Below are 16997 nucleotides of genomic sequence, written 5' to 3'. Positions count from 1 at the left end.
GATATATCGCCCGCGGTATTTTATCATGTATAGTCAAGATTAAGGTATCTCACGCCCCACAAAGGACATATGGAAACACGGAAAGTCCAGCGACTGGGGCCGTCGACGCTCGCGATGACGCTGCCTGCGGAGTGGGCCAGTGCGCACGACGTCGAAAAAGGTGACGAGGTGTCGCTACGGATGGGCGGCAAAGGCACGCTGACAGTCATGCCCGAGTCCGTCCAGACCGAGGAGTCGGAGGCTATCATCCACGCGGAGAATCTCGATGCAGCGTCTGTCGAGCGGGCTATCGTCGCCCAGTACGTGCTCGGCCGGCGCGTCATCCACGTCGAAGCCCCAGAGGGCGAGACGCTGGAATCCTCTCACATCAACGCCGTTTACAACGCCGAAACCCAGCTGATGGGGCTTGGTGTCATCGAGGAGACGCCCGACCGAATCGCCATCCGCTGTTCCGTCGACCCGGAGGACTTCACGCTCAACAACCTCCTCGAACGGCTGGAGTCCACCGGCTCGACGATGCGAAACGAGGCAGTAAAATCTCTCGCACACGGCAACCCCGATCTCGCGCAGCGAGCGCTCAACCGCGAGCGACAGGCCAACAAGATATTCGTCCTCCTGCTTCGCCTCATCTTCACGGCCTACCAGAACCCGAATCTCGCGCGGGCCATCGGCCTCAACGACGGCTTCCCGCTCATCGGCTACCGCTCGATTGCGAAGAACCTCGAACTGACCGCCGACAACGCCGAGGACATCGCCGAAATCGCCCTCGAGACCGAGGACCACTCGCTCAACGTCGACAGTTCGACGATGCGGCGCATCCGCGAGTTCACCGACCAGGTCAACGACATCACCGAGCTGGCGGTGCAGGCAGCCGTCGACCGCAACTACGACACCGCGATTCAGGTCCGGGAGCTGTACAAGGACATCGGCGACAAGGAACACGAGATTCTGGACGACCTGCCGGAGATGGACAACGAGGCGCTGCTGGAAGTGCGTGAAGTGCTCGTCAGCCTCCAGCAGACCGCCGAGTTCGCAGTCCGGAGCGCCGAAATCGCGACGAACCTCGCGCTCAACGAGGAGTCCGAGCACACGACCATCGAGTAAGCGACGCCGAACCGGTCCGGTTTTTTCCTTCCGCTGGCCGTGCCGTGTCTGTCTCGACGACGGAGCGCCCTCTCCGACGGTCACGTCGTTCATCCGGATGGTGTAGCCGACCTTCGTAATCGTGTAGGGGTACGGCTTGGGGTTGTAGGTGTCGAACGCGAGGTGCAGCGGCGTCTCGGACTGTGTGAGGTTCGCCCGGTCCCACGCGCCGCGGGTCTCGTTGACGTAGAGCACCGGGTCCGAGACGAGCGGCTGGTTCGCTTCGACAGGTCGGTATATGTCCTGTGGCCCCAGCCCGAATGAACTAAGTGGGCAACACCGAAAGCGTCGTACATGAGTTCCAAGGCGTCCAAAAGCGACATGGGGATGGGCCTGGCCCTGGTGTTCGGGCTCGTCTCGGTCGGTGCGGCCCTGTTCACAGCAACTAACAGCTACAACTACGCAGTGTTGCACGCACAGGAGCTTGAGACGGGGAACCTGCTCGTGACGTCCGGCGGCGCGTTCGGGCTCGCGATGCTCGCCGCGGCCGTGGCTATCGTGGCGATCCACGCCTACGACGCCTGATACCGGTATCAGCTGCGAGACTGTGAAGGGAACCGTTAAAAACGCCGAGACCGTATCTCCTATATGGCCGATTACAGCGAGGAAGACCGACGCATTCTCGAATATCTCCGGGACAGCGTCTCGCGTGGGGAGAGCTACTTCCGCGCGAAGAACATCGCTGAGCAGCTCGGCCTCTCGTCGAAGCAAGTGGGTGCGCGACTCCCACGCTTAGCTGAGGAGGCCGACGAGGTCGAGATCGAGAAATGGGGGCGCGCACGGTCGACGACGTGGCGCGTCACGCCGACTGGATAGCCGCTGCCGGGTTTTCCGCACTGTTACAATCGGTGGATTCATCGGCCAGTAGTCCTCAGTATCTTCCATGACTGTCCGGGTCGAACGAACGATGACTGTGCCGGCCACACCGGAACGTGTCTGGGAATTCATCACTGACCCGGATAAACGGGCTCGGCCGATTAGTGTGGTCACTGACTGGGAAATCATCGACGACACACACGCGAACTGGTCGATCGAACTCCCGATTCCGGTGGTCAACCAGACGATGACGGTGAAAACCGAGGACGTCGAACAGCGTCGCCCGGAGTACGCTCGCTTTATCGGTCGCTCGAAGGTGATGACCGTTCAGGGCGAACACGAACTCGAAGAGACAGCCGACGGCGGCACGAAGCTGACGAACCGGTTCATCGTCGACGGCAAGCTCCCGGGCGTCGAGCGCTTCTTCAAGCGGAACCTCGACGGCGAGATGCAGAACCTCGAACAGGCGCTGCGGGACGACCTCGAAGTCGAAGCATGAGGCTCACACTTGCCCAGATAGACGTCTCGTCGGACTCGGTCGCCGAGAACGTCAGCCGCGCGACGACCGCCATCAAGGACGCGGCCGCGGACGGCGCGGACCTCGTCGTGCTTCCGGAACTGTTCAACGTCGGCTACTTCGCGTTCGACCGATACGCACGCGAAGCAGAGGGGCTGGACGGCGAGACGCTCAGTCGAATCCGCAGCACCGGCGCGGACCACGACGTGGCTGTGGTGGCCGGGAGCGTCGTCGAGGACCTGGCGACGAGCGCTGAGGCCGGGTTCGACGTGCCCGCCGATGCCGGACTGGCGAACACCGCCGTATTCTTCGACCGCGACGGGGAGCGACGGGCAGTGTATCGCAAACAGCATCTGTTTGGCTACGACTCCGCGGAATCCCAGCTACTGGAGCCGGGTGAGACGGTTCCGACTGTCGACTTCGAGGGGTTCACTGTCGGAGTCACCACCTGCTACGACCTCCGGTTCCCAGCGCTGTACCGCCACCTCGTCGACGAGGGCGTGACGCTGACGCTCGTGCCCAGTGCGTGGCCGTATCCGCGCGTCGAGCACTGGAAACTGTTCGGTCGCGCCCGCGCAGTCGAGAATCAGCTGTACGTCGCCGCAGCGAACGGCGTCGGGAAATTCGAGGACGCGGAACTGCTGGGTCGGTCGACGGTGTACGACCCGTGGGGAACGACGCTCGCCAGCGCCGACGACCACCCCGCGCTGGTGACTGCCACTCTCGACCCGACCCGTGTCGAACAGGTCCGCGAGGAGTTTCCGGCGCTTGCAGACCGCCGGACGGACTGGCCATAACCGCAGTCGCTGTTTGACAAAAAGCGGTTTTTGAGCGTTCGCTGTCATTATACCGTCGTCAGGACGATTCCATCCCGTATGGCTTCGCGAGTTAGGGTCCTCGCTGTCGTCGCCCTCCTCCTCCTTGCCGGCTGTGCCGGTCTGGGTGGGAGCAGCGACGCGGGCGGGCCACAGGGCGGCGGTGACGGCGCACAGATGTCCGGCGGTGACAGCAGCTCAAGTCAGCCCGTCGAAGCGGACTCCGGGGCGAACGCCGCGGATAGCGGGAATATTCAGGCCGGCGACGCGGCGGCCGACCGGGCCATCATCCGCAACGGCCGGATGGTGGTCGAAGTGGAGAACTACTCGACGACGGCCGACGCAATCGCCGCCCGCGCTCGCGCGTCCGGCGGGTACGTGAGCGACTCCAACCGTGAACTCCACCGCGATGACGGCGAAACGTGGTACACCGGATACATCGTCGTCAGAGTGCCAAGCGAGGAGTACGAGTCGACCCAGTCGATGGTGGCCGAGCAGGGGACGGTCCGCTCCGAAGAGACGACGACGAAAGACGTGACCGACAAACTGGTCGACCTCGAAGCGCGGCTGACCAATCTCCGGGAGCGCCGCGACAGACTGCGGGCCTTCTACGACCGGGCAAATAGCACGGAAGAACTGCTCCGCATCGAGGACGAACTGTCGTCAGTGCAGAGTGACATCGAACGTCTCGAAGCACAGAAACGCTCACTCGAACAGCGGGTCGCCTATTCGACGCTGCGTGTCGAAATCCACGAGCCAGCGCCGGAACCGTCGGCCCAGCAGGTGCCGTACCACGAGCGGTCGCTGGTCACTGCGTTCCTCTCGTCGGTGACCGACGTATACGTGTTCACCCGAGGCCTGCTGGTGACTGCTGCGAGTCTCGCGCCCTGGCTCGTCGCCCTCGCCGTTCCAGTCGTCGGCGGCCGGCGGCTCCTTCGCGGTCGGTCGCTCCCGCTACTGGGCCGACGTGGCGCGTCGGAATCAGCTACAGAGGACGGCGACGGTGGAGGCGGAGGCAACGCCCCACAGCAGGAGCCCACTGACCAACCGGATTCGGAGTCGCCTGACGATAAGGCGTAGCCGGAACCCGACAACCGGGCCTTTTTTGCGTGTCCACTCGCTACGAGTAGCTGCCGGCAAGGCGCTTTTCACGTCGATGCCGGCGCTAACGCCCGTCTCGCTGCTCGGCCACTCGGCGTCGCTCGTCCGCCAAGGCTGTCCGGACAGCCTTTTTACTCCTCTCCCGGAGTCGACCCTTTCGCCTCTCCTCGCCTTTCGGCCGAACGCGTCAAGAGAAACCACTGACCAGCAGTTGCTGCAAAACGGCTTGACCCGACCGCGTCGCTCGTGGCTACCGCGCGCGTTCCCGTTCCAGCGCTTCGCTGAAGTGTGCACGCGTAATCGTCACTTCGTCGGCGTTCTCGGTGGCTTCCTCGGGCCCGTAGGCGGACGCCACCTCCCGGATGGCCAACATCGACGCTTCACGGACGACGGCCTCCAGTTCTGCGCCAGAGAAACCATCAGTCTCCTCGGCGAGGTCCGCGATATCGATGTCAGAAGCGAGCGGTTTCCCGGCGGTGTGGACAGCGAGAATCTCCTCGCGAGCGTCACGGTCGGGGTTGGGGACCTCGACGTGCTGTTCGAGGCGACCCGGCCGCAGCAGCGCGTCGTCGATCATGTCCCGGCGGTTGGTCGCGGCCAACACGACCAGATTGGGGTTTTCGGTGATGCCGTCCAGTTCGGCAAGCAGTTGCGAGACGACGCGCTCGGTGACTTCGTTGCCCTGGCCGCGGTGGCTGGCGATGGCGTCGATTTCATCGAGGAAGATGATGCTCGGCGCGGTCTGGCGGGCGCGCTCGAACAGTTCTCGGACGGCTTCCTCGCTCTCACCGACGTACCGGTCCATGATTTCCGGCCCGGCGACGTGGATGAAGTTCACGTCGCTCTCGCCGGCGACGGCCCGCGCCAGCAGGGTCTTCCCCGTCCCGGGCGGGCCGTACAGCAGGATACCGCTCGGTGGGTCCGTGTTCGTCGCGGTGAACAGTTCTCCGTACGACAGCGGCCACTCGATAGCCTCCGTCAGCGTCTGTTTGACCTCGGACAGCCCGCCCACGTCGTCGAACGTCGCCGTCGGCGACTCGGCGACGTACTCCCGCATCGCGCTGGGGTCGACGGTGGCGAGCGCACTTTCGAAGTCGTCTTGGTGGACGTCACCGTCATCGCGGTCCGCCCGGAGTGCGGCCATCGCGGCTTCAGTGGTCAGCGATGCGAGGTCCGCCCCGACAAAGCCGTGGGTCTGTGCGGCGATGCGGTCCAGATCTGCGTCCTCGTGGAGCGGCATGTCCCGCGTGTGAACATCCATAATCTCGCGACGGCCGCTCTCACCGGGGACGCCGATCTCGATTTCGCGGTCGAAGCGGCCGCCGCGGCGCAGCGCCGGGTCGATGGCGTCGACGCGGTTCGTCGCCCCGATGACGACGACCCGGCCGCGGTCTTCGAGGCCGTCCATCAGTGTGAGCAGCTGGGCGACGACGCGGTTCTCCATGTCGGCGTCCTCGTCGCGGGAGCCCGCGATGGAATCGATTTCGTCGACAAAGAGGATAGCCGGCGCGTTCGCCTCGGCCTTCTCGAAGGCCTCCCGGAGTCGCTCCTCGCTTTCGCCCTTGTACTTGGAGACGATTTCGGGGCCGGAGATGGTGTCGAAGTAGGCGTCGACTTCGTTGGCGACGGCACGGGCGATGAGGGTTTTCCCCGTCCCGGGCGGGCCGTGCAGGAGGACGCCGCTCGGGGGGTCGATGCCCAGGCGGCGGAACTCCTCGGGCTCGGAGAGGGGCATCTCGATCATCTCCCGGATGCGGTCCAGTTCCTCGTCGAGGCCGCCGATGTCCTCGTAGCTCACCCCGGACTCCGTCTCGGCGGTCGGTGTGTTCGCCGTGGCTGCCTCGTCGGATGACGACTGGTCGGTATCGCTGCCGCCGTCGAGGCCGGGCAGCACAGTCACTGCCGTCGTGCCGGTGACCCGAACCGGCCCCGACGGCGACGTTTTGCGGACGAGAAAGGTCCCCAGCCCCTCGATGTGGGTCCGCTCGTCGGCCTGGATTATCTGATCGACGAGGCGCTTCCTGACCAGACTCTCGTAGTCCTCGCTGCCCGGCATCGGTTCGACCGGCTGGACGGCGATCTCAGTGGCCTCGGAGACTGACCCGCTGGTCACGGTGACCGTGTCACCGATGTTGACGCCGGCGTTCGCTCTGGTATCTGAGTCAATGCGGACGAAGGACCCGTCGTCATCCGCCGGCCAGACCTTCACGACAGTCCTATCGTCGCCTTCAACGATGACGGGCGACCCGCTCAGCACGCCCAGCTCAGTCCGTGCGGACTCCGGCAGTCGTGCGATACCGCGCCCGGCGTCGCGCTTGTTCGCACCCTCGACTGTGAGTTCGACACCGGCGTCAGTGGCCCCGCTCATGCCGCCTTCTTGCAATCCGACTCCCTTGAGGGTTCCCGTTGTGTTGCGGGAAAATAATATACGGGCGGCCGTCGGAATCTCTGGTATGGTTGTCCAAACCGAGCGAGACGAGGTCACGTGGTACAAGTGCGAGACCTGTGGCCTGATGTTCGACGACCAGAGCGACGCGCGTCAACACGAGGAGAACTGTGACGACGAAGACCCGTCCTACATCCAGTAACGGTCCTCGCCCTCGCAGTCACGCACCCGCACCACAGGTATTACGCTTCGACGATTTCGAAGCTCCGCTCGCCGAGTTCGTCCTCCTCGAAGACGAATACCCGGCCGTTCGTCACGTCGTAGTCCACTTCCACTTCTGTCCGCATCTGATTGTCCCGGACCGTGACCCCCGGAAACAGTTCGTCTTCCTCGCCGTCGTCAAGGATGACCCGTCCGACGCCCGTCTCTTCGAGAATGTCGTCATGCGTCCGGAGGTCGTTGACGTACACGAGGATACCCGACGTCTCCGTCTCGTCGGTAATCAGGACGTGTGTGTCTTTTCCCGGGGCAGTCTGGATGCTCCCTTCGACCGCCGTTGGGACGCCGTGATAGAACGCCTGGCGGCCGTCGAGGTACTCCACGACGACGCCGTCCTCGGTTAACTCGACCGAGACGGTGTCCGGTGCGATGTCCGACCGGTTGCTCATACTGCCAGTTCCGGCGGCGCGCTCAAAAGTGACGCGTTGTTAGTTTCGACCCGCGGTCGCCCGTCGGCCCGCGTTGGCGACGGGTGCGAAAGGGACTAGTGACTCGCCTGTCTCCGTCTCAGCATGACGAAGACCCTCGTCGTCGGCCTCGACGGCGCGAGCTGGGAACTGCTCGACCCGTGGATTGAGGCCGGCGAGCTCCCGAATCTGGCCGCGTTACGGGACACCGGTACCTGGGCGGGGACACGGAGCTGTCTGCCGCCAGTGACGTTCCCGAACTGGAAGTGCTACTCCTCGGGGAAAGACCCCGGTGGCTTTGGCGTGTTCTGGTTCGAGAACGTCGACCTCGCCGCAGGCGAGATCACCGTAATGAACGGCGGCGACTACGATACCGCCGAGCTGTGGGACTACCTCAACGACGAGGGGCAGTCGGCCGGCGTCGTCAACATGCCGACGATGTACCCGCCGCGGGACATCGACGACCTCGTCGTCGCCGGCGGCCCTGACGCCGTCGAGGGCGAATACCGGTCAATCAGCTCCGGCTACACCTCGCCGCCGGAACTGGCCGAGGAACTTGAATCCCGGTTCGACTACAGCGTCCACCCGGACCCGCTGCTGTCCTCGAACGACGAGCGCGGCGCGGAGGTCGACGCCATTCTCGACCTGCTGGAGAAGCGATTCGAGGTAGCGACGACGCTCTTGGACGAGCGAGACCTCGATTTCGTCCACGTGACGCTGTTTTACCTCAATGTCCTGCATCACTTCTTCTGGGACGACGAACCGAGCCTGCGCGCGTGGGAGCTGGTCGACAAGTGGGTCGGCCGACTCGACGACCGGGAGGAGCTGAACCTCGTCCTGATGTCTGATCACGGCTGCGACGCGACCCAGACGGAGTTCTACATCAACGAGTGGCTGGCCGAAAACGGCTATCAGGTCCGGGACACCAGCGTCGACGCCGTCCTCACCCGGATCGGACTCGACCGGGAGAACCTGCTTGCGGTCGCAAAGCGTGCTGGACTGGTCGACACGCTCGCTCGCGTCGTCCCCGAGTCCATCCAGCAGCTTGTTCCACAGCGCGACGGCGTCAAGCGGGACCGGAAGCTCGAAGCTATCGACCTAGAACAGACGAAAGTTGTCGCCAGTGGGCAGGGGCCTGTGTACATCAACCCCCGGTTCGACGTGGAATCGGTCCGCGAGTCGCTGATGGCCGACCTGCGCGAGGTCGAGGACGAACACGGCCCGCTGTTTACCGACGTGTACCGGGGCGAGGACGTGTACAGCGGCCCCTATGTCGACGCCGGGCCGGAGGTCGTCGTCGACCAGCGTCCGGGCGTCCACGTCAACGACGGCATCGGCGGCGGGACTGTCCAGAGCGGCCCTGACCGCTGGGCGGCCGAGAACACGCCCTACGGCATCTTCGCCGCCAGTGGGCCGGATTTCGAGCCACAGGGCGAACTCGACCGTATCAGCATCCTCGACATCGCCCCGACGCTGCTAGCTGCCCACGGCTGTGCGGTGCCGACGGACATGCGCGGCGAGGTGCTCCCGGTGTTTGCCGAGGACCCCGCCGTCGGCGAGCGCGACCCGCTCAGCATCGCGGACGCGCTCGGGAGCGACGACGGCGACGCCGTCGAAGACCGCCTGAAACAACTGGGATACATGGAGTAGCTGCGGCCGTGCCAGCGACTGGCGTCGAATGAGTGAACCCAATGGGATAAGTAGCCGCTCCCGATACACACCGGTATGGTTAGCATCGATCTGAACAACAGCCAGCGAACGATGCTTACGACGCTGGTAAACAGGTATCAACAGACCGGTGAGGCGGTCACCGGTGAGACAATCGCCGAGGAGATCGACCGGAACCCCGGAACAGTACGAAACCAGATGCAGAGCCTGACCTCGCTGGGGCTTGTCGAAGGTATTCCCGGCCCGACAGGCGGATACAAGCCGACCTCCGAGGCCTTCGACGCAATCGACCGCCAGCAGATCGACGAGGCCGAGAGCGTCGTCGTCGCTCACGACTACGAACGGGTCGACGTCACTGTCGAGGAAATCAACTTTACGAACGTCCACGACCCGGAGAAGTGCCGCGCCCGGTTCCACCTCCAGAGTTCGGTACAGGACTTCAGCGAAGGCCAGGCAGTCATTCTCGGCCCGACGCCGATCTCAAAGCTCGTCGTCGCCGGGACGGTTGTCGCTGTCGACGAATCGAACAGCGAAATCCTCCTCGACGTCGCGAAAATCGAAGCGCCTGTCGAAGAGCCGGAGAAATAAGCGGTCTGTACGGCCACGTAGCGTGCTGTAGCCTACTTCAGGGGTCGACGCGGTCGATCCACAGCGTCGGCGTCTCTATTTCGTCTTCAGTGGGAAGGGTGTCCGGCGAGTCCCAGACGCGCCCGGCCGCAGCGACGCCGCGGGCGTCTGCGACTGTGTCAAAAAACGCCTTTCCGCGTTCGTACTGCTGCCGTTTCATCCCGAGACCGAGCAGTCGTCGCATAAGCGACGCGATGGGACCACGTCCCTGTCGGCGCTGATCGACTTTCCGCCGCAGGTCGTCGTACGCGTCGTCGAAGGCACGGTCCATCAGCAGTTCCGCGTACCCCTCGACGGCGGTCATCGTCGTATCGAGTTCACCAAGCGTCGTCCGGTCGATGTTGCCGTCGGTGAGGTTGTCGATGGCGTCCTCCATCGCCGTTTCGAGATGGTCCGAGAGCCACGGGGCCGCGCCGAACTCCGCTGCGTGGGTGACCTCGTGGAACGCGATCCAGCGGCGGAAACGGTCCCGCTCGACGTTCAACTGATCGGCGACCCGGTTGATGTTGGGGCGCACGAAGTACAGCGCGTGGGCGTCGTTGTCCGCGAGCAGGACGGGGTCGTACTGGCCAAGAACGTTGTTTCCCAGGAACGACAATGCAACGGCCATCGACCCGGTGTTGACGACGCGGGCGATGCCGGGCATGTACTCGGCCTGCTGTTCGATCGGCTCCATCACGCGACTGAACGTCGCGACATTGGCGTCGATCCAGTGGTGGCGGTTCTGGATTTCGACAGTCTCGGGCAGATCAAAGGCGAGTTCACCGACCTCACGAACGCGGTCTCTGGCGTCCCGAACGTCGGTGGCGTAGCCGTCGCGTTCAGGCTTCTCGACGGTGAGGTCGCCTGTGTCAGTGGCCCCCTTTGCGGCGTCGGCGACAGCACTCCAGTCGATGGGGCCGTCGCCGGTCGCGCCGGCGACAGCCTGTACACTGTGGTATAATCCCATACGTCTGAAATGTGGCGGGAGGAAATAGGCCTTCTCCCTGTAAAAACGACTCCCCGCGTCCGGTTCGGGAGCGGGGCCTATCCGCTACAGGTCGCCATCGCTAGCAGCACCGTCATCGGACCCGCCGAGGTACAGGCGCAGCACGAGCGCGACAACTGCGACGACACCGAGTACCGCGAGTGCGAGGCGAGCGACACTGGGGCCACTGCCGCCTTCTGCGTCCGTTTCGTCGCGTGATCTGTCCGTCCGCGACCACGACGACGTGCTGTCTGAGCCGTCGTCATCGTCACCAGCGCTGAACGGAGCGTTCGCAGTGAACTCCGCACCGTCGAGATGTACTTCCAGGAAGGTGAATTCTGCCATAGTGACAGTTCGACGCCGCGGCTCTTAGCCGTGGCGGTACCGGGCTACGACGGCCGGTCCCATCCGTGTGCAGTCCGCTGTTTTCATGACCACGGGGGATCTATGTCGCCTATGGACACACGACGACGAGAGTTTCTCGAATCCCTTCTGACAACGCCCGGTCCGTCTGGATACGAGGCCGACAGCCAGCGGGTGTGGCTCGACTACGTCAGCGAGTTCGCCGACGAGGTTCGAACGGACGACTACGGGAACGCCGTCGCGAAAGTCGAGGGCGGCGACACGACCGTCGCCCTCGCGGGCCACGGGGACGAGATCGGCTTCATTGTTCGGGACTTCACCGACGACGGCTTCGTCAAACTGGGCCGCATTGGCGGCTCAGACAAGACTGTCTCGCGCGGGCAACACGTCACCATTCACACGGCCGACGGTCCCGTCTCGGGCGTCGTCGGACAGACCGCGATTCACCTCCGGGACTCGGATGACGACTCCGTGCCGGAGATCACCGAACAGCACGTGGACGTGGGTGCAGCGGACGGCGACGAAGTGGAATCGCTCGTCGACCGTGGCGACCCGGTGACGTTCGTCCAGACGCTGAGCGAACTGGAGAACGGCCGGCTGGCGGCCCGGGGGATGGACAACCGCATCGGTATCTGGGCGGCCGCTGAGGGCCTTCGCCGTGCGGCAGAGTCGGATGTGGACGCGACGGTTTACGCGGTCTCGACAGTACAAGAGGAGGTCGGCGTGCAGGGTGCAAAGATGGTCGGGTTCGACCTCGCGCCTGACGTTGCCATCGCCGCTGACGTGACTCACGCGACGGACGCACCGGGCTCGCCCGGCAAGGCCGCGACGGGTGTGGAACTCGGCGAAGGACCGGTCGTCGCTCGCGGGAGCGCGAACCATCCGGTCGCGGTCGACGCACTCCGGGAGACCGGTAAAGAGGAGGACATCGACATTCAGTTGCAGGCGACGGGCATCCGGACCGGGACCGACGCGGACGCCTTCTACACCTCGCGGGGTGGAATTCCGTCGGTCAACGTCGGCCTGCCGAACCGCTATATGCACACGCCGGTCGAGGTTATCGACCCCGACGACCTCGACGCGCTCGCGGACCTGCTGGCTGGTTTCGCCGTCCGAGCGGCCGACCGAGCGCCGTTTAGCGTCGAGGTCTAGGATATCGGAACCGTGGTGGGAGTGCCATCGCGCAAACGGTACGTTTAAGCGGCCATCACTATCCAAACCGTACATGAGTGGACGACCGCTGGATGTACTCGAAGCGTCCCTCGGTGAGACAGTCACCGTACAGCTGAAGGGTGGCGAGCTGTTCGAGGGGGAACTCACCGGCTACGACCAACACATGAACCTCGTCGTTGAGGATGAAGACACAACGATTATACGCGGCGATAACGTCGTCTCAATTACTCCATGACTGGCGCAGGAACTCCGAGTCAGGGCAAGAAAAACACCACGACGCACACGAAGTGCCGACGGTGTGGTGAAAAGTCGTATCACACGAAAAAGAAGGTCTGCTCGTCGTGCGGTTTCGGCAAGTCGGCCAAGCGGCGTGACTACGAGTGGCAGTCGAAAGCGGGCGAATAACACACTCAACACAAATGCACGAGAAGTGCGGCGTTGTTGGCATCTCTTTGGAGGACCGTGACGCCGCCCGACCGCTTTACTACTCCTTGTACGCGCTTCAGCACCGCGGCCAGGAATCGGCTGGCATCGTCACCCACGACGGGTTCCAGCAGTACAGCCACGTCGAAATGGGACTCGTCGGTGACGCCTTCGACCCCGGTGATCTGGAGGCGCTCAACGGCCCGAACGGTATCGGCCACGTCCGATACCCGACCGCCGGGAGCGTCAACGCCTGCTGTGCCCAGCCGTTCTCCGTTTCGTTCAAGTCGGGGTCGCTGGGCCTCTCGCACAACGGGAACCTCGTCAACGCCGACGAAATCGGCGACGAACTGGCCGACCTCGGCCACGCCTTCACGTCCGACGGCGACACCGAGGTCATCGCCCACGACCTCGCGCGTAATCTCTTGGAGGAGGACCTGGTCCGGGCCGTCAAGCGGACGATGAACCGTATCCACGGGTCGTACTCACTGACCATCATGCACGACGAGACGGTGCTCGGTGTGCGCGACCCGCAGGGCAACCGGCCGCTGTGTATCGGCGAACTCGAGGACGGCTACGTCCTCGCCTCCGAGTCGGCCGCCATCGACACGCTCGACGGCGAACTGATCCGGGATGTCAAGCCCGGCGAGCTCGTCGTCCTGCACGCCGACGGGACCGGCTACGACACGTACCAGCTAATCCAGCCCGAGAACACGGCCCACTGTTTCTTCGAACACGTCTACTTCGCGCGACCGGACTCGACCATCGACGAGAACCTCGTTTACGAGGTCCGGCGCGAACTAGGCCGGAAACTCTGGGAAGAGTCCGGCGTCGAATCGGACGTGGTGTTGCCGGTGCCTGACTCCGGACGTGCGTTCGCCTCCGGATACGCCGAAGCCGCACAGGACGACGGTTCGGACATCGAATTCGCTGAAGGGCTGATGAAAAACCGGTACGTCGGCCGCACGTTCATCATGCCGACCCAGGACGAGCGCGAGCGGGCCGTCCGGCTGAAGCTCAACCCCATCAAGTCGACTATCGAGGGCAAAAGCGTCACCATCATCGACGACTCTATCGTCCGCGGGACCACCTCGACGCAACTGATCCAATTGCTGAAAGACGCCGGGGCCGAGGAGGTCCACGTCCGCATCGGAGCGCCGCCCATCGTCGCGCCCTGTTACATGGGCATCGACATGGCCTCACGGGACGAACTCATCGCCGGGAACCAGTCCGTCGACGAGATCCGCAGCGAAATCGAGGCGGACTCGCTGTCGTATCTCTCCATCGACGCCATCGCAGAGACGCTTGACAAGAGCCAAACTGACCTCTGTCTCGGCTGTGTCACCGGCGAATACCCCTACGACATCGAGGGCGAGGCGACGGACCGCGACGTTGCCCGCCCCGATATCGGGACGCAATCGAGGCCGGCTGACGACTAGCGTCGTCGGTGCAGACTGGCACCACATTTTTGCGCAGTCCGAGCAAGGACTCACGCATGCCAGGGCCGTCCTTCCTCGCAACTGACCGAACTGCCCTCCGGTCCCCGGAGCGGGATGACCTCGACTGGATACAGCGCGTGTTTCACGACGAGAAGGTCTGGGGGCTGGGGACGTACGCCCGCCCGCCGACCACCGACCAGATGGAGTCCTACTACGAGGAGACGCTGTCCGACGAGGACTCGGTCCATCTACTGGTCTGTATCGACCCGGACGGAAGTCCCGGACGGGTCGAGGACCGAACCGAGCCGGTCGGACTCGTCGCCATGACCGACCACGACCCAGAGCGGGGCACAGCCGAACTGGCCTACTGGCTCGACCCGGATGCCTGGGGCCAGGGGTACGCCACCGAGGCAGCGGGCAGACTGGTCCAGTATGGCTTCGACCAGCGGGCGCTCCGGAAGTGGTCGGCGAAGATTGTTGGCGGGAACGACCGTTCCGTCGCAGTGGTCGACCGACTGGGATTCAGCAAAGAAGGCACGCACCGGGCGGAGTGGTATCTTGACGGCGCGTGGCGAGACATGTTGTGGTTCGGCCTGCTCAGAGCGGAGCGCTAGTCTTCACCAGATCAGGTACAGCATCGCGTAGACGGCGATACCCATCGAGAACGAGATCAGCCACAGCCCCGCGGCCAGCTTTCCGGCCCGCGGGTGGTTCGTCGACGGCAGTTCCGAGACGGGGTACGTGTAGGCCAGCAGCAGGACGTAGTACACCGCCGGGATAGCGATGATGGCAAGCAGGATGTGGATGGCGAGAAACGGCAGGTAGAAGTACATCTCGACGACCGACGGACCGGTGAAGTCCGTTGGCCCTTCGAGCGTTATCCGATAGAGATACAGCACGAGAAACAGGGCGAACAGGCCAAACGAGGAGAGCATCAGCTTTCGGTGTCGCGCGACGTTGCCGCGACGGATTGCTCGAACGCCACCGACGATTGTGCCGATAGCGAGGGCACTGACCACAGCGTTGGCGTGAGGGATTGCCCCGAGCACGCTCGCGGGCGCAGCGGGGAGAGCCGACCGGGGAATCGCCCCGAGAACGGCCCCAAACACGAGCGCGAGCGACACGACCGTCAACAGGCCAGTGAGTGCTGGCACGCGATACCGAGCCTGAAGATCCATACCGCAACTCCGGACTGGATGCAAAATACGGTTTCGAGTCACGTACGGCGAGGCGGGGTCGCTACGTGGGTTTCGCTGACGGCCGCTCAACACCGGTCACGTGCAGCCGGACCCGTCCCGTCGGGTCGTTGGAGAGGGCGATTTCCCACCCGTGGCCCTGTGCGATTTCTCGGATCACGGCGAGATGGAGTCCGCCACCCTCGTCACTGGAAGCGTAATAGAGCTCAAACGGTCCCTCCTGTCCCACCTCTAACGGGATGCTGTCGTGTTCAAGCGCGAATCCGTCGGCCGTGTCGGTGATCGTTATCTTCCCGGTGTCACCCTGCTCCGTGGCGAGCCGAAAGAAGTTTTCCGCAAGCTGACGCAGGCGGTTGCTATCGGCCAGTATCGTCTCGGTACAGTCGATTTCGATGGTCGACCCATCGGTGGTGACCGTCGTCCAAGCGTCGGCCATCACGTCGGAGAGCGCGACTGGCTCGACGGTGTACTGTCTGCCGCCTTCTCGGGCGATCTCCATGAGATCGTCGATGAGAAACGACATCCGGGTGTGGCTGCGCTGGATGGCGTCGAACTCCTCGGCGGCGTGTTCAGCGGCTAGCAGCTCGACCCGACCCATCGCCGCCTGAAGCGGGTTCCGGAGTTCGTGTGAGATAATCTGTGCGAGCTCTCGGAGCCGCTCTTTCTGCTGTTCCAGCTCCGTCGTCCGCTGCTGGAGCGCGTCTTTCGTCTGGCTGGCGTCGATAGCCAGCGCGATGTTGTGCCCGACCTCCCTGAACGTATCCTGTTCTTCCGCGTCGAAGGTGTCGACACTGTCGGCGTATACTCCGAGGACACCGTACGAATCCCCGCCGTACACCAGTGGGACCGCAAGAATTCGGGTGCAGTCCGTCTCCAGTGCCTCTGTGTCGTCTGCGACCGTTGCGTGGTCGATGTCTGCAACGACCAGTCGGTTTTCTGACTCAGCGCGGCGCAACGGGTCCGGTGCGGTAATAGAAACGTGGTCACGCTGTGACCCCAGCGCTCGAACGACCGGCCTGTCGTACTGACAGGTCACCGTACAGGCCTCAGTGTATCTGGTTGTGCCTGCCAGAACCGCCGTGACATCGCGTTCGATATCCATCCGCGACTGTGAGCGGACGAGCGCCTGATTGACCAGCCGGACAGCCTCGTTGAGCTGTTTTCGCTTGTTCGCCCGCTGCCGGGCCGGACTGGAAGCGACAGCGGCATCGACCTGTGCCAGAAGTCGCTGGTGGGCATCGCTTACTGTACTCGGAATGTAGCCGAACACGTCGCGGCTGTAGGCTTCACGGGCGATGTCGCCGTTTGTCACTTCGGCAAAGAGGACAACCGGGAGTTCGGGGTGGCTCTCCCGCAGCCGTTCGATCACGGTCAGCCCACCGAGATACTGTGTCCCGTCCACGTTCTCCACTTCGCAGTTCGTGACGACGCAGTCCGTGTCGTAGTCCTCGAGCGCACACTCCAGATCACGAACCCCGTCGAACTCGTTGACGGTGAGGCCACTGTCCCGGAGCATCGAAATCGCGGCCCTGTCCTGGCTCGGACTGCGGACGAACAGGACGGTGGGCTGTGACTTCATCACCCATCCAAAGAGACACGCACATAAAGAAGTTACACCAGACCTCTCTCTGCTGATGACGGTTCCCGTCTCAGCGCCGCTTGCTTCCGATTCAGGAG

20 protein-coding genes are annotated in these 16997 nt (G+C 63.8%); 14 read left to right on the top strand and 6 right to left on the bottom strand.

Going from position 1 to position 16997, the window contains the following annotated elements; translation table 11 throughout:
- Nucleotides 1-69: 69 nt before the first annotated feature.
- From DVK00_RS15090 to DVK00_RS15060, 6 genes are all read left to right on the top strand, one after another.
- Nucleotides 70-1104: a phosphate uptake regulator PhoU gene (locus DVK00_RS15090; RefSeq protein ID WP_004961528.1), complete on the top strand. Its 1035-nt coding sequence runs from the start codon at nt 70-72 to the stop codon at nt 1102-1104.
- Nucleotides 1105-1470: 366 nt separating this feature from the next.
- Nucleotides 1471-1668, top strand: a complete 198-nt coding sequence (locus DVK00_RS15080) for a hypothetical protein (RefSeq protein ID WP_101351434.1) — start codon at nt 1471-1473, stop codon at nt 1666-1668.
- Nucleotides 1669-1731: 63 nt separating this feature from the next.
- Entirely contained in the window at nt 1732-1959 is a 228-nt protein-coding gene (locus DVK00_RS15075) for a hypothetical protein (RefSeq protein ID WP_004592831.1), read from the top strand.
- A gap of 67 nt (nt 1960-2026) precedes the next feature.
- Nucleotides 2027-2458, top strand: coding sequence for an SRPBCC family protein (locus DVK00_RS15070; protein WP_101350012.1), 432 nt, complete (start codon nt 2027-2029; stop codon nt 2456-2458).
- Nucleotides 2455-3273, top strand: a complete 819-nt coding sequence (locus DVK00_RS15065) for a carbon-nitrogen family hydrolase (protein ID WP_121577954.1) — start codon at nt 2455-2457, stop codon at nt 3271-3273. Before DVK00_RS15070 ends, DVK00_RS15065 begins: the two co-directional genes overlap by 4 nt.
- A 78-nt stretch (nt 3274-3351) precedes the next feature.
- Nucleotides 3352-4371, top strand: coding sequence for a DUF4349 domain-containing protein (locus DVK00_RS15060; protein ID WP_101350010.1), 1020 nt, complete (start codon nt 3352-3354; stop codon nt 4369-4371).
- 271 nt (nt 4372-4642) lie between these two features.
- On the opposite strand, the gene DVK00_RS15055 is transcribed toward DVK00_RS15060, so the two are convergent.
- Nucleotides 4643-6760, bottom strand: a complete 2118-nt coding sequence (locus DVK00_RS15055; RefSeq protein WP_121577953.1) for a CDC48 family AAA ATPase — start codon at nt 6758-6760, stop codon at nt 4643-4645.
- A gap of 85 nt (nt 6761-6845) precedes the next feature.
- Here DVK00_RS15055 and DVK00_RS22305 point away from each other — a divergent pair, with 85 nt between their 5' ends.
- Entirely contained in the window at nt 6846-6980 is a 135-nt protein-coding gene (locus DVK00_RS22305) for a hypothetical protein (RefSeq protein ID WP_004517924.1), read from the top strand.
- 40 nt (nt 6981-7020) lie between these two features.
- Here DVK00_RS22305 and DVK00_RS15050 read toward each other — a convergent pair whose 3' ends face one another.
- Nucleotides 7021-7446 (bottom strand): DUF5796 family protein, encoded by a 426-nt coding sequence (locus DVK00_RS15050; protein ID WP_101350008.1) that lies wholly within the window; start codon nt 7444-7446, stop codon nt 7021-7023.
- 123 nt (nt 7447-7569) lie between these two features.
- On the opposite strand from DVK00_RS15050, the gene DVK00_RS15045 reads away from it, so the two are divergent.
- Together DVK00_RS15045 and DVK00_RS15040 are read left to right on the top strand one after the other, a co-directional pair.
- Entirely contained in the window at nt 7570-9114 is a 1545-nt protein-coding gene (locus DVK00_RS15045; protein ID WP_121512340.1) for an alkaline phosphatase family protein, read from the top strand.
- Nucleotides 9115-9189: 75 nt separating this feature from the next.
- Nucleotides 9190-9720 (top strand): Rrf2 family transcriptional regulator, encoded by a 531-nt coding sequence (locus tag DVK00_RS15040; RefSeq protein WP_023843253.1) that lies wholly within the window; start codon nt 9190-9192, stop codon nt 9718-9720.
- A gap of 37 nt (nt 9721-9757) precedes the next feature.
- Here the strand turns inward: DVK00_RS15040 and DVK00_RS15035 are convergent, their stop codons facing one another.
- Together DVK00_RS15035 and DVK00_RS15030 are read right to left on the bottom strand one after the other, a co-directional pair.
- Complete coding sequence (locus tag DVK00_RS15035) at nt 9758-10708, bottom strand: zinc-dependent metalloprotease (protein WP_121537572.1); 951 nt, start codon at nt 10706-10708, stop codon at nt 9758-9760.
- Nucleotides 10709-10792: 84 nt separating this feature from the next.
- Complete coding sequence (locus DVK00_RS15030; protein ID WP_101350005.1) at nt 10793-11071, bottom strand: hypothetical protein; 279 nt, start codon at nt 11069-11071, stop codon at nt 10793-10795.
- A gap of 111 nt (nt 11072-11182) precedes the next feature.
- Between DVK00_RS15030 and DVK00_RS15025 the strand changes: the two genes are divergently transcribed.
- From DVK00_RS15025 to DVK00_RS15005, 5 genes are all read left to right on the top strand, one after another.
- Complete coding sequence (locus tag DVK00_RS15025) at nt 11183-12241, top strand: M20/M25/M40 family metallo-hydrolase (protein WP_121577952.1); 1059 nt, start codon at nt 11183-11185, stop codon at nt 12239-12241.
- Nucleotides 12242-12314: 73 nt separating this feature from the next.
- Nucleotides 12315-12497 carry an LSM domain-containing protein gene (locus DVK00_RS15020; RefSeq protein ID WP_004517917.1) on the top strand — a complete coding sequence of 61 codons (183 nt, stop codon included), beginning with the start codon at nt 12315-12317 and terminating at the stop codon, nt 12495-12497.
- Nucleotides 12494-12667, top strand: a complete 174-nt coding sequence (locus tag DVK00_RS15015) for a 50S ribosomal protein L37e (protein ID WP_004517916.1) — start codon at nt 12494-12496, stop codon at nt 12665-12667. Before DVK00_RS15020 ends, DVK00_RS15015 begins: the two co-directional genes overlap by 4 nt.
- A gap of 14 nt (nt 12668-12681) precedes the next feature.
- Nucleotides 12682-14124, top strand: a complete 1443-nt coding sequence (gene purF, locus DVK00_RS15010; RefSeq protein ID WP_121537574.1) for an amidophosphoribosyltransferase — start codon at nt 12682-12684, stop codon at nt 14122-14124.
- A gap of 56 nt (nt 14125-14180) precedes the next feature.
- On the top strand, nt 14181-14738 hold the full coding sequence (locus DVK00_RS15005) for a GNAT family N-acetyltransferase (RefSeq protein ID WP_101350002.1): 558 nt from the start codon (nt 14181-14183) through the stop codon (nt 14736-14738).
- 3 nt (nt 14739-14741) lie between these two features.
- Here the strand turns inward: DVK00_RS15005 and DVK00_RS15000 are convergent, their stop codons facing one another.
- Nucleotides 14742-15302: a DUF420 domain-containing protein gene (locus DVK00_RS15000; RefSeq protein WP_121577951.1), complete on the bottom strand. Its 561-nt coding sequence runs from the start codon at nt 15300-15302 to the stop codon at nt 14742-14744.
- Between the two features lie 61 nt (nt 15303-15363).
- On the bottom strand, nt 15364-16899 hold the full coding sequence (locus DVK00_RS14995) for a histidine kinase dimerization/phospho-acceptor domain-containing protein (RefSeq protein ID WP_121537576.1): 1536 nt from the start codon (nt 16897-16899) through the stop codon (nt 15364-15366).
- Between the last annotated feature and the right edge of the window lie 98 nt (nt 16900-16997).

This window comes from Haloarcula sp. Atlit-47R (assembly GCF_003665985.1).
Classification (GTDB): domain Archaea; phylum Halobacteriota; class Halobacteria; order Halobacteriales; family Haloarculaceae; genus Haloarcula; species Haloarcula taiwanensis.
Note: the sequence above shows the minus strand (reverse complement) of the source record. Positions and strands in the feature narration are given on the sequence as shown.

Excerpts from the sequence above, each read along its gene's own strand:
- DVK00_RS22305 (WP_004517924.1), top strand. The coding sequence starts at position 6,846 with ATGGTTGTCCAAACCGAGCGAGACGAGGTCACGTGGTACAAGTGCGAG.
- DVK00_RS15015 (WP_004517916.1), top strand. The coding sequence starts at position 12,494 with ATGACTGGCGCAGGAACTCCGAGTCAGGGCAAGAAAAACACCACGACG.
- DVK00_RS15075 (WP_004592831.1), top strand. The coding sequence starts at position 1,732 with ATGGCCGATTACAGCGAGGAAGACCGACGCATTCTCGAATATCTCCGG.
- DVK00_RS15090 (WP_004961528.1), top strand. The coding sequence starts at position 70 with ATGGAAACACGGAAAGTCCAGCGACTGGGGCCGTCGACGCTCGCGATG.
- DVK00_RS15060 (WP_101350010.1), top strand. The coding sequence starts at position 3,352 with ATGGCTTCGCGAGTTAGGGTCCTCGCTGTCGTCGCCCTCCTCCTCCTT.
- DVK00_RS15080 (WP_101351434.1), top strand. The coding sequence starts at position 1,471 with ATGGGCCTGGCCCTGGTGTTCGGGCTCGTCTCGGTCGGTGCGGCCCTG.
- purF (WP_121537574.1), top strand. The coding sequence starts at position 12,682 with ATGCACGAGAAGTGCGGCGTTGTTGGCATCTCTTTGGAGGACCGTGAC.
- DVK00_RS15065 (WP_121577954.1), top strand. The coding sequence starts at position 2,455 with ATGAGGCTCACACTTGCCCAGATAGACGTCTCGTCGGACTCGGTCGCC.
- DVK00_RS15005 (WP_101350002.1), top strand. The coding sequence starts at position 14,181 with ATGCCAGGGCCGTCCTTCCTCGCAACTGACCGAACTGCCCTCCGGTCC.
- DVK00_RS15020 (WP_004517917.1), top strand. The coding sequence starts at position 12,315 with ATGAGTGGACGACCGCTGGATGTACTCGAAGCGTCCCTCGGTGAGACA.
- DVK00_RS15040 (WP_023843253.1), top strand. The coding sequence starts at position 9,190 with ATGGTTAGCATCGATCTGAACAACAGCCAGCGAACGATGCTTACGACG.
- DVK00_RS14995 (WP_121537576.1), bottom strand. The coding sequence starts at position 16,899 with ATGAAGTCACAGCCCACCGTCCTGTTCGTCCGCAGTCCGAGCCAGGAC.
- DVK00_RS15025 (WP_121577952.1), top strand. The coding sequence starts at position 11,183 with ATGGACACACGACGACGAGAGTTTCTCGAATCCCTTCTGACAACGCCC.
- DVK00_RS15050 (WP_101350008.1), bottom strand. The coding sequence starts at position 7,446 with ATGAGCAACCGGTCGGACATCGCACCGGACACCGTCTCGGTCGAGTTA.
- DVK00_RS15045 (WP_121512340.1), top strand. The coding sequence starts at position 7,570 with ATGACGAAGACCCTCGTCGTCGGCCTCGACGGCGCGAGCTGGGAACTG.
- DVK00_RS15000 (WP_121577951.1), bottom strand. The coding sequence starts at position 15,302 with ATGGATCTTCAGGCTCGGTATCGCGTGCCAGCACTCACTGGCCTGTTG.
- DVK00_RS15070 (WP_101350012.1), top strand. The coding sequence starts at position 2,027 with ATGACTGTCCGGGTCGAACGAACGATGACTGTGCCGGCCACACCGGAA.
- DVK00_RS15030 (WP_101350005.1), bottom strand. The coding sequence starts at position 11,071 with ATGGCAGAATTCACCTTCCTGGAAGTACATCTCGACGGTGCGGAGTTC.
- DVK00_RS15035 (WP_121537572.1), bottom strand. The coding sequence starts at position 10,708 with ATGGGATTATACCACAGTGTACAGGCTGTCGCCGGCGCGACCGGCGAC.
- DVK00_RS15055 (WP_121577953.1), bottom strand. The coding sequence starts at position 6,760 with ATGAGCGGGGCCACTGACGCCGGTGTCGAACTCACAGTCGAGGGTGCG.